Raw genomic sequence first — 9432 nt, 5'->3', positions numbered from 1 at the left:
GACGTACCACAGACTGAACGGCGCCCACGTGAAGAGGAACAAGAACCAACCGAAATCATTCAGCATTCGCGTGATGTCTGGCGACGTCTCACTGGGCCTGAACGCCGCAACAGCCCACACCATCATGGTGAAGACCGTGACCACCGCCGCCAGGGAGGCGAATGCCACCTGCCCATAGGTGAGGATCGGCACGGCGCGCTCCGATGCCCTCAATTGGACGGCGATCGCGATTCCAAACGGGATGACCAGTGGCATGGCGATGCTGCTGACGAACAGCCCGAGGCGGATCCGCGTCAAGTGCGTGACGTACCAGTCGGCAACCTCCTGTGCGCTTGCAGTGGGCCCGATCGGGGGCAGGTACCCCGCGAGGACCACCCACCCAATGAGGAAGAGCAGAACCGCTAGCGGCCCGCACCAGATGAATGCCAATTGCACACGCCTCGTTTGCATTTGTCGTGCTTCCCTTCTTCATTGATCATGTGGCCGATCACCACACGTTGATTGCAATCACTGCTATGCCTGTGCATGCGCACCACCCGGCGAACAACAGGCGCAGCGCGGCCGGTGCGTCCCTGAGTTCCATGAACCGCGACCCGATCACGGCCACCTTGGCGAAGGCGACACCGAGGACGACCCCAGAGATGATTCCGGGATGCTGTGGCTCGCGATCTGCTCCGAACCCCCACGACACCAAGGTTGCCACGACCAGCGCAGTCCACAGCAGCACGTACCGAAAAGTCAGGGACTCAATCATGGCTGTCAACGGACGATGTAGAGCAGAGGGAACAAGACGACCCACAACAAGTCGACCATGTGCCAATAGCACGCGGCCCCCTCGATGGCCGCGTACCGGCCCTTCGAAATGTGCGATCGCCGCACTGCCGCGATGACCAGTGCAAGGAAGGCCAGGCCCAGGGTGAGATGAAGGAGGTGCAGTCCGGTCAGGATGTAGTAGTACTGCCAGAAGTCACTCGCCGATATCGTGAATCCACCCGACCACGCTGTGCTGTATTCGACGTACTTCACGGCGCAGAAGGCGATCCCGCACACGAAAGCGGCAGCGAAGAAACTTCCGGCAAGCGTCCCCGCGGACGTTCGTGCGGCCCGAACTCCCAGCACCACCAGTAGCGAGCTTGTCAAAAGGAGCACGGTATTCAGGGCACCCAGCGGCTCGCTGAGATGTGATTGCGACGCGAGAAACTCCCCGGCGTCGCGCCGCCGGGTCCAGGAGTACGCACCGAAAATGAGGGCGAACACCGTCATGTCGCCAAGAATGAACACCCACATCCCGGGTTCGCCGGGTACGTGACCCCGGCGATGATTCATGGACCTGGGGGGCAGTCGCTCACTGGGGCGTGGCACCACTGTCACGCTCAGTCGCCAATCAACATCGTCGCACCGCCTACCCTTCGCCAGACGACGTTACGTGTCATAGGTTAGCGACCGTTAACGTCATCCACGCCAGATTTCCGGAAACCCAGCTGCAGGAATCAGTGAGCCACCACCGAGGCCCATGCCGGGTCGGTCTGGCAGAATCCGTTTCAACAGCCGATATTGGGATCACGGCGGTCGGTGTGAGCACGCACCAATGGCGGCGCAACCCTGTCGGAGCACCGTCATCCGGGTCTGAGCTCCGGAGGGCCGGCAGTCCACATTGACAATTAACGTTGGTTCACGCATAGTCGGTTTGTACTAGGCAGCGGTGCTCCCCTACCGGGTTGCAGGCATCGCCGAAACGAGGGGTCGACGTTGCGCTTCCCGGTGGACAAGCTTCGCCAAGCGTCGGATCTAGCGCGGGGCATGGCAGTGCTGGTGCGCCGCGGGATGGTGGATCCGCGCCGCCCGGACTTGGTGTGGAGGTCGGCGCGCGACATGCGCTCCTACGGCGGCGTCACCGCGGCGGTGCTGCAGGGTGTCCGTGGCAACGGGCCGGCCACGGCGATCATCGATGAAATCGGTCCCTTAAGCTTTCAGGAACTCGAGGAGCAGTCCAATGCGCTCGCTCGCGGCCTTCTCGCGTTGGGCATTCACGAGGGTGACGTCGTGGCGCTCCTGGCCCGCGACCACCGTGGTCTGGTCTTGTCGATGCTTGCGACCGGAAAGATCGGCGCTCGATTGCTGTTGATGAACACGGGATTTGCGAAACCGCAGTTCGCTGATGTCGCTCTGCGCGAGAAAGCCAGCGTCGTGCTGCACGACAGCGAGTTCATTGACCTACTCGACGCGATACCCCACTCGATTCCGCGCATCCTCACCTGGTGTGATGATGACACCGAGCTAGATCCCGACACGGTGACGATCAACTCGTTGGTCGCGTCACAGCGCACCGACGAGCTGCCACCCCCCGGGCGACCCGGGGGATTGGTGTTGCTCACTAGCGGCACCACCGGTACGCCGAAAGGCGCTCCACGGGACAACGTTTCACCGATGTTGTCAGCGCAACTGTTGGACCGAGTTCCAACGCCGCGGCGCGAGACGATCGTGGTCGCCGCCCCCATCTTCCACGGAACCGGGCTCGGTCAGTTCATTCTCGGCCTCGCGCTGGGCAACACGGTCGTTCTGCAACGACGCTTCAATCCCGAAGTGACCCTGGGCAATGTGGCACGAAATGGAGCGAGTTGCCTCGTCGTCGTGCCGACGATGCTGCAGCGCATGATCGACCTCGGCCCCGACGTCCTCGCCAAGTACGACACGTCGACGCTTCGAATCATCTTCGTGGCGGGTTCATCATTGCCGCCGAACTTGTGCGAGCGTGCGGGCGAAGTCTTCGGGGACGTCCTGTACAACATGTACGGATCTACCGAGGTCGCAGTGGCTGCCATCGCGACGCCCCGAGATCTGCGCAAAGCGCCGGGTACCGTGGGAAAGCCGGTCCTGGCATGCAGAGTCGAACTCTACGATGCCAACCGCAACAAGATCACCACCGCGAATACGATCGGCACGGTCTTCGTCTCCAGCTCAACGAGTTTCAAGGGTTACACCGATGGTCGTCACAAGGAGATCGTCAATGGCCTGCTGTGTAGCAACGACATCGGACACTTCGACGACAGCGGCCTGCTCTTCATCGACGGCCGTGACGACGACATGATCGTCTCCGGTGGTGAGAACGTGTACCCGCTCGAGGTGGAGAACCTGCTTGCCGCTCGCGAGGATGTCTTCGAAGCAGCCGTAGTGGGCGTCGACGACGACGACTTTGGAAAGCGGCTGAGCGCGTATATCGTTGCCGCGCCGAACGTGGTGCGCGATCCCCAAGAAATCAAGAACTACGTCAAGAACAACCTCGCCAGGTACAAGGTCCCCCGCGACGTCTACTTCGTCGAGGAACTCCCCCGCAACGCGACGGGCAAGTTACTACGAAGCGCGCTGGATACTCTCGACGTGAAACAGGGCGGCCAACCGTAGCGCCGACAGCGGGCTGGACGGTCAACACGGTGCAGGCACTAACACCCGGCGCACCGTAAACATGGGTGAACCCCACCGTGGGCTTTGTCGGGATCTGCCGCGGACCTGCCGTGCCGCGCAGCTGCAACGCCACTTCATAGCATCCGCCATCGGTGTTCACGGGAAGGCGGCCGTCGCATTCGAAGGCCCCCTGCTGGATGAGCTCCTCCTGTTCGCCATGTCGACACAGTCCTGTCTCGGCCAGATGCATTATTTCCGCACCGGATTCGGTGTCCTGGAGTTGCGCGATGTGCACATCGGAGGGCCCGACATCAGCTCCCGCGAAAGCCGCGGCCGCGGCGTCGGCGGTGACGGACTGAGTCAAGTTCAGCGCAATTGAGGGGCTGAACACCTCGAATGCAGCGTAACGGCGCGTCCGGAAGGCGACGCATCTCAAGTACACCGCCGGATTGGGCATTTCGCGTGCACACCGAGGCGAGGCGAGCACCAATGCCACTGCACATGCGTCACGCGCCGCAGTCTCCCCCAGCTCGAGTCCGCTCCGATCCGGGTGACGGCCGAAGGGCACGATTCCGAGCCCCACGATCGCCGGCACTCCGCCACCTTCGTTTGTCATGGCACCGCCACTTGGGGGCCAACTCGTATAGTGCCGGTGCGTCGAAGGTGCCTGCGTCCAGGACAAGCCGCATCGGCATTCCCATGTGCAACTCGTTGGGGTCTGCAGTAGTCAGTCGCGACTCGATTCGGAGTTGACCGGGCAGTTCGATGTAGCCGACGCCGAAAGGGACAAAGGTCGCACCGACGGCGAACGGTGTCTTGGGCGCGAATCGCTGAATGGTCCACGACCACAAGAGACCGTCGTTGGCCAGGAGCTCATCGAGCATGGCACGTTGGGTGCACCGAGGACACGAGGACTGCCGTGGAAACTCGATGCCATCGCATTCGGTGCACCGAGAGGCCACGAGGCGAGGTCCGTCCTCGGTGTCGATTGCCAGCCCCACACTGATTGCGCTCACCGGCCGCCGTCGGTGTTCGGTCCCATCACCTACGCCAGCCGACGGACGCTGGCGGTGCTACGCCTTGCGAGGGGATCTCGGTTGCTCTGACGCGTGAGCAGATACGCGACTCGCGCCTGACCGGGATGCCCGTCGTAGCGTCGCACCCACTGGGCAAGACGCTCCGCGAGATCGTCCCGGACCACCGCATTGGCGCGCGCGGTCACGGCGAGAAGCGCTGCAATCACCTCGAAGAACTCACACGACGACAGCTGGATGGCGACCGTATTGACTTCGAGATCGCTCAAGTGCGGACGCACATTGTCGAGCAGCTCCCAGGCGAGGTCACTTTCGCTTGGCGTTCTCATGTGCATGACTCTCCGAATCAGAGTTGTCGCGCGACGTGTTCGGCCGCATTTCAGCCAAATACCAGCGTCTCGTCGACGATGCGCGACTTCTCAAGGATCTCCCGCAGCGACGGATAGCGGCCGAAGAGCTCAGCGTGAGCGAGCTGGTAGTTCTCCACGAGACCCCAGTTGCGCGGCCAGTTCTCGGTGTAATTCCAGCTCTTCACGATCTTCTTGTCTCTGTTGGCGATTGAGGTCACCGTGCCATAGGTATGAAGCGGCCAGTCGAAGGAGCCGTGCTGATCGCAGTGCAGTTCGAAGGTCTTTCCCTGCGTCAGCTTGACGTGCTCCATGGTTCCGTTGTCGTTGCGGGTGATCTCCAGCCGTGCATCGGATCGGGCTTGACTTCGTCCGTCGACGTAGTGATGCGCCATGGTGTAATCGGTGGCCGGCTTACCGCGCATCGCGAATCCACCCTCGAGCGAGCCGTCGTCGTACTCCACGAGCCAGTCCATCCAGTACTCCTCGAGCAGACTCGTGAACTGGATCTGCTGAAATGTCTTGTCGGGCTGGCTGTACATGTGACTGTCGTGAAAGATGCCCTCCACTGCCTCACCATCGATCGTCCCGGACACTTTCGCGAGATGGTCCCGCAGAATGATCGGATACTCGAACAGGTCCTGCTTGGGCACATACAAGCTGAACGCCTGGCCTAGGCGCTCGGCACGCAGATCGATGCGTCCGTTGGCATCAAGCCAGTGGTAGCCAACGGTGTCCATCTCGTAGCGGAATGTTTCGCCTTCGTACACGACGGAGTCGTCACCATAGGTGGACCAGAACGGCTCGACGGGGGGTTGTTCGCGAAATGGGATCGCCAGTGAACCCGTGGCGTCGAGTTCGTCAGTGCCACGGTAGGTGCCAAAGTTCATCGACGATCGCTTGTCGGGGTGCGGCAAACCGCGCATGACGTTGTAGCGAGCGCCCGACTCACCGGTGAGCAGAGCATAGAAACAGATGTGGATCACGCCCATGTTGTCACGCGGTGAGTGATCCAAGCGCAGTGATTCTAGGGTGACCGGTTCCAGGTAGGTGTAGTACTGCATTCCGTGCATGCCTGCTTCCTCGGGGTAGATGATGCGTTGACGATTCAAGACCGGCCACTGTTGAACGTGCCCCACCGCGGTAGGAGGGCGGCTGATGAACGTTGCGTCGTCGATCGGGATGGCCCCGCGGGCCCCCGGTTCAACGCACGCGAGATCATGGCACCGCCTCCTCGTGCGATCCGGCACCCCGGTGTTGATGGCACCCTGGGTTATTCATTCTGCGTCAAACCGAGATGATATGTCAACGATCGTTATCGTTCGGCGAAGTTCCTCACTCATGCGGTCGCATTCTGCCATTGTAGCCACCGCCTTCCAATTGCTAAGTGGCTGATCTACAACGGTAAACGATCGTTAAATTCGAGGACTTCCGATTCGGCCTGGAGGGCACGGACCCGTCAGCCAGCACGCAGTTACTCGTCGGAAAGTCTGTGAACGACAGCGTGATTCGCGTGAGCGGATGGCGGTCAGGCCTGGCCTCGGTCCGCTTGCTTCCGATCGCCGTTCCGGCGTGAAACTTGATTCACAGTTGCGTCGGCCGGGGACTGCAAAGGGAGCGGTCAACCCATTGCTGGCGCTTCGGCCTACGCCGCGGCCCCGGACGAAGGTGAGTTGCTGGCATGTTGCGCTCGCGACCAGCGGGCGACAGCTGGGGGTGTTGCCATCCGCCCGCTACCTGCTTGAATGTATCGCTATGGACCTGTTGCGGTGTTTGATCGCGACATGCCTGAGCAAGTCAGCTGGTTGCTGTATTCGCCGTGACTCCCAGGAGGTGCGCGGTCAGACCCGTGGCGATCACGGTCAGACGTCACGTGCCACTGCTCCTCTGTGGCCGCCGCGCCATGTTAGACTGCGTTCTCATTCAGCTTGTTTCCTCAAGCGTGCAATGCAGCCAACGTGCTGCTGTCGGAGGAGAATCGGTGGCCAGAGCAACGTCCACACGCGCAGATCAGATACTTCGTGTGTCGACTGAACTGTTCTTCGAGAAGGGCTACGGGCACGTCGGCGTCGATGAAATCGGCGTCGCTGCCGGACTATCGGGACCGGCGATCTACCGGCACTTCAAGGGCAAAGGCGAAATTCTCGCTGCGCTGTTCGACCAGGCGATCGACGGTCTGCTCAGTGTCGTTGGCACGGCCACCGACGACGCGCGCCTTGACCTCGAACTGCGGGTTCGCGCGCACGCCGGATACGTGCTGACCCAAAGCAAGTTGGCCAGCGTGTGGATTCGGGAAGGTCGCTCACTGTCGCGGGATCACCGCAACCGTCTGCGTCGACGGGAGCGCAATTACATCGACCAATGGATCAAGTTGATTCAGCGGTGTTATCCAGAGCTGTCACCCGCAGAGAGCGAAGTGGCCGCCCTGACAGCGTTGGGGACCTTGAATTCGCTACCGTCGTGGCCCCGTCAGGCCAGCACCGAACAGCTTGAGAATGCGGTCACCGAGTTCGTCGTGAGTGGTCTGGATCGGCTGGGTCGCGGCGACTGGGCCGACTCGGCGGTCGCGGTCTAACCACCGCCACGCCGGCGCTGCTCGTGGTCGCCGCGATCGGCCGCGGGTTGTCAGTGCCGGTGCAGGGCTTCGGCGAGGGCCGCGATGTTCTCGGTTGGGGCGGTGTAGCCGGGGAAGTACACGCATACACGGTCGGCGACATCGCCGAACCGGCGGGTGATTTCGTCTGCGCACTGCTGCGGTGTGCCGCATACCGCCAGTGTGGTCAACATCGTGTCATCGATCAGGTCCGTCATCGCGGCGATGTCCATCCGCTTGGACAGTTGGTTGAGCTTGGGCTGCAGATCACCCCAGCCCTCGATCTCCAAGACGCTCGAATACGCCGGGGTCGAGCCGTAGAAGCCCAGCAGCGCACGCACTCCCCAGGTGGCTGCCTCGAGCTGTTCGTCGGTGGTGCCGACCGCCACGATGACCTGCGGCACGATGTCGAACTCCTGGCGGGTGCGCCCGCTGCGTACCAGCCCCTCCTCGACCGCCGCGAGTGTTCGCTCCCGGAAGTGGCGCACCGAGTGAAACGGCATCACGAACAGTCCGTCGGCGACTTCGGCGGCGGTGCGGGTCATTACCGGGCCGAGGGCACCGAGGTAGATCGGCGGTAGGCCGAACGGGTGCGGCCCCGGGTTGAAGTTGGGTGTCATCAGTGTGTGGCTGGTGAATTCGCCGCGAAAGTCGAGCCGGGTGCCGTCCTGCCATGACGCGTAGATGGCCTTGACGGCCAGGATCGTCTCGCGCATCCTCGCCGCAGGACGGCTCCAGGTGCTTCCGTAGCGCTTCTCGATATGGGTGCGAACTTGAGAACCCAAGCCGAGGCGGAAGCGGCCGCCAGACATCAGTTGCAGATCGTAAGCGGCATGTGCCACATGCAGGGGGCTTCGCGGCGGCGCAATGGCGACATTGGTCATCAACTCGACGTCGGTGGTTGATGACGCAGCCGCAAGCGGGAGGAACACATCGTGGGGGCCTTCAAAGGTGAACAGTCCGTCCACGCCACAACCGGCCAGCTCCTGCGCTCGTTGGCCGGCTTGATCCGGTCGGCCATCGAGCTGAATGTGTATCTGCACCTGGAGATCCCTTCACTTCCACCCGTTGAGAGTTCAGACCCGTTCGATCAGCGTCGCGGTACCCAGTCCACCGCCACAGCACATGGTGACCAGGCCGCGCTCGAGATCCTCGTCCTCCAGAATGTGCAGCAGTGTGGTCACCAGGCGTGCACCGCTGGCGCCGACGGGATGCCCCAGGGCAATCGCACCGCCGCGAACGTTGACCCGTTCGGGATCGACCTTGTGGGCGCGCTCCCATGCGAGGACTACCGGCGCGAATGCCTCGTTGCATTCGAAGCGGTCAATGTCGTTGATCGACAGACCGTTTCGCTCCAGGATCTTCGTCGTCGCAGGAATCGGTCCCTCCAACATCTTCACCGGGTCGACCCCGATCGCGACCTGGTCAACGATGCGGGCACGTACGCGAAGCCCGTTGCGTTCGGCGATGGATCGCTCCGCCAGCAGTACGGCGGCAGCGCCGTCACTGATCTGCGATGAACTGCCCGCCGTGATGCGTCCGCCGTCCGCTTCGGGACGAAAGACCGTCTTCAGCCCACTGAGCGTTTCAACTGTCGTGTCGGCACGAATCCCTTGATCGTGAGTCACCTCGATCGGGCCGGATCCGTTGGCGCCGGCGATCGGCACGACCTCGCGCACGAAGGCTCCCGCCTCGGTGGCGTGTGCGGCCTTGACGTGAGAGGCGGCGGAGAACTCGTCGAGGTCGCGGCGGGTGAGATCCCAGTCGTCGGCGATCATCTCCGCACCCTCGCCTTGTCCCACAAACGGATACCGCTCGAGGAAGGCGGGCGTGAACGCGCGACCCCACTGTTGCTGGATGGCCTCGGCGTCGCCGAACGAGACGGCGCTCATCATCTCCACGCCGGCGCCGATCCCGATGTCATACACGCCGGCCGCGATGGCAGCCGCAATCGCGTTGATCGCCTGCTGCCCGCTGCCGCACGCGCGGTCAACCATGGTCGCCGGTGTCTCCTTGGGAAAGCCATGGGCCAGCCAGGCAGTACGCGCGATGTTGT

Annotated in this window: 9 protein-coding genes and 2 pseudogenes; 2 read left to right on the top strand and 9 right to left on the bottom strand. The window is 62.5% G+C overall.

Translation table 11 applies throughout. The features are described 5' to 3' along the window. From QOC69_RS02110 to QOC69_RS02100, 3 genes and pseudogenes are all read right to left on the bottom strand, one after another. Window positions 1-429, bottom strand: a pseudogene (locus QOC69_RS02110) (hypothetical protein); the annotation flags it as partial. Between the two features lie 58 nt (window positions 430-487). After that, the gene (locus QOC69_RS02105; protein WP_526435878.1) at window positions 488-754 is read right to left on the bottom strand and encodes a cytochrome C oxidase subunit IV family protein; all 267 of its coding nucleotides are present in this window, start codon (window positions 752-754) and stop codon (window positions 488-490) included. 5 nt (window positions 755-759) lie between these two features. Next, the gene (locus QOC69_RS02100) at window positions 760-1326 is read right to left on the bottom strand and encodes a cytochrome c oxidase subunit 3 (RefSeq protein ID WP_526435876.1); all 567 of its coding nucleotides are present in this window, start codon (window positions 1324-1326) and stop codon (window positions 760-762) included. Between the two features lie 474 nt (window positions 1327-1800). Between QOC69_RS02100 and QOC69_RS02095 the strand changes: the two genes are divergently transcribed. Continuing rightward, on the top strand, window positions 1801-3402 hold the full coding sequence (locus QOC69_RS02095) for a class I adenylate-forming enzyme family protein (protein ID WP_526435874.1): 1602 nt from the start codon (window positions 1801-1803) through the stop codon (window positions 3400-3402). Between the two features lie 82 nt (window positions 3403-3484). Here the strand turns inward: QOC69_RS02095 and QOC69_RS02090 are convergent. From QOC69_RS02090 to QOC69_RS02075, 4 genes and pseudogenes are all read right to left on the bottom strand, one after another. Continuing rightward, window positions 3485-3859, bottom strand: a pseudogene (locus QOC69_RS02090) (thiolase C-terminal domain-containing protein); the annotation flags it as partial. Between the two features lie 49 nt (window positions 3860-3908). Beyond that, on the bottom strand, window positions 3909-4286 hold the full coding sequence (locus tag QOC69_RS02085) for a Zn-ribbon domain-containing OB-fold protein (RefSeq protein WP_526435873.1): 378 nt from the start codon (window positions 4284-4286) through the stop codon (window positions 3909-3911). A 161-nt stretch (window positions 4287-4447) separates the two neighbouring features. Further along, a complete protein-coding gene (locus tag QOC69_RS02080; protein ID WP_526435872.1) occupies window positions 4448-4765 on the bottom strand; it encodes a hypothetical protein in 318 nt (105 codons plus the stop codon). A 50-nt stretch (window positions 4766-4815) separates the two neighbouring features. Next, on the bottom strand, window positions 4816-5895 hold the full coding sequence (locus tag QOC69_RS02075) for a hypothetical protein (protein WP_526435870.1): 1080 nt from the start codon (window positions 5893-5895) through the stop codon (window positions 4816-4818). Between the two features lie 737 nt (window positions 5896-6632). On the opposite strand from QOC69_RS02075, the gene QOC69_RS02070 reads away from it, so the two are divergent. After that, complete coding sequence (locus QOC69_RS02070) at window positions 6633-7358, top strand: TetR/AcrR family transcriptional regulator (RefSeq protein ID WP_526435868.1); 726 nt, start codon at window positions 6633-6635, stop codon at window positions 7356-7358. 50 nt (window positions 7359-7408) lie between these two features. Here QOC69_RS02070 and QOC69_RS02065 read toward each other — a convergent pair whose 3' ends face one another. Together QOC69_RS02065 and QOC69_RS02060 are read right to left on the bottom strand one after the other, a co-directional pair. Continuing rightward, window positions 7409-8419: a TIGR03617 family F420-dependent LLM class oxidoreductase gene (locus QOC69_RS02065; RefSeq protein ID WP_526435866.1), complete on the bottom strand. Its 1011-nt coding sequence runs from the start codon at window positions 8417-8419 to the stop codon at window positions 7409-7411. 33 nt (window positions 8420-8452) lie between these two features. Continuing rightward, window positions 8453-9432 (bottom strand): thiolase family protein (locus tag QOC69_RS02060; protein WP_526435864.1); only part of this gene is annotated, 980 nt, incomplete at its 5' end.

This window comes from Mycobacterium sp. (assembly GCF_032162105.1).
In the GTDB taxonomy this organism is placed as follows: Bacteria; Actinomycetota; Actinomycetes; order Mycobacteriales; family Mycobacteriaceae; genus Mycobacterium.
Note: the sequence above shows the minus strand (reverse complement) of the source record. Positions and strands in the feature narration are given on the sequence as shown.

Bases quoted from the DNA above. Each gene is read 5' to 3' on its own strand.
- QOC69_RS02080 (WP_526435872.1), bottom strand. From the start codon at position 4,765: ATGAGAACGCCAAGCGAAAGTGACCTCGCCTGGGAGCTGCTCGACAAT.
- QOC69_RS02085 (WP_526435873.1), bottom strand. From the start codon at position 4,286: ATGCTCGATGAGCTCCTGGCCAACGACGGTCTCTTGTGGTCGTGGACC.
- QOC69_RS02105 (WP_526435878.1), bottom strand. From the start codon at position 754: ATGATTGAGTCCCTGACTTTTCGGTACGTGCTGCTGTGGACTGCGCTG.
- QOC69_RS02095 (WP_526435874.1), top strand. From the start codon at position 1,801: ATGGCAGTGCTGGTGCGCCGCGGGATGGTGGATCCGCGCCGCCCGGAC.
- QOC69_RS02100 (WP_526435876.1), bottom strand. From the start codon at position 1,326: ATGAATCATCGCCGGGGTCACGTACCCGGCGAACCCGGGATGTGGGTG.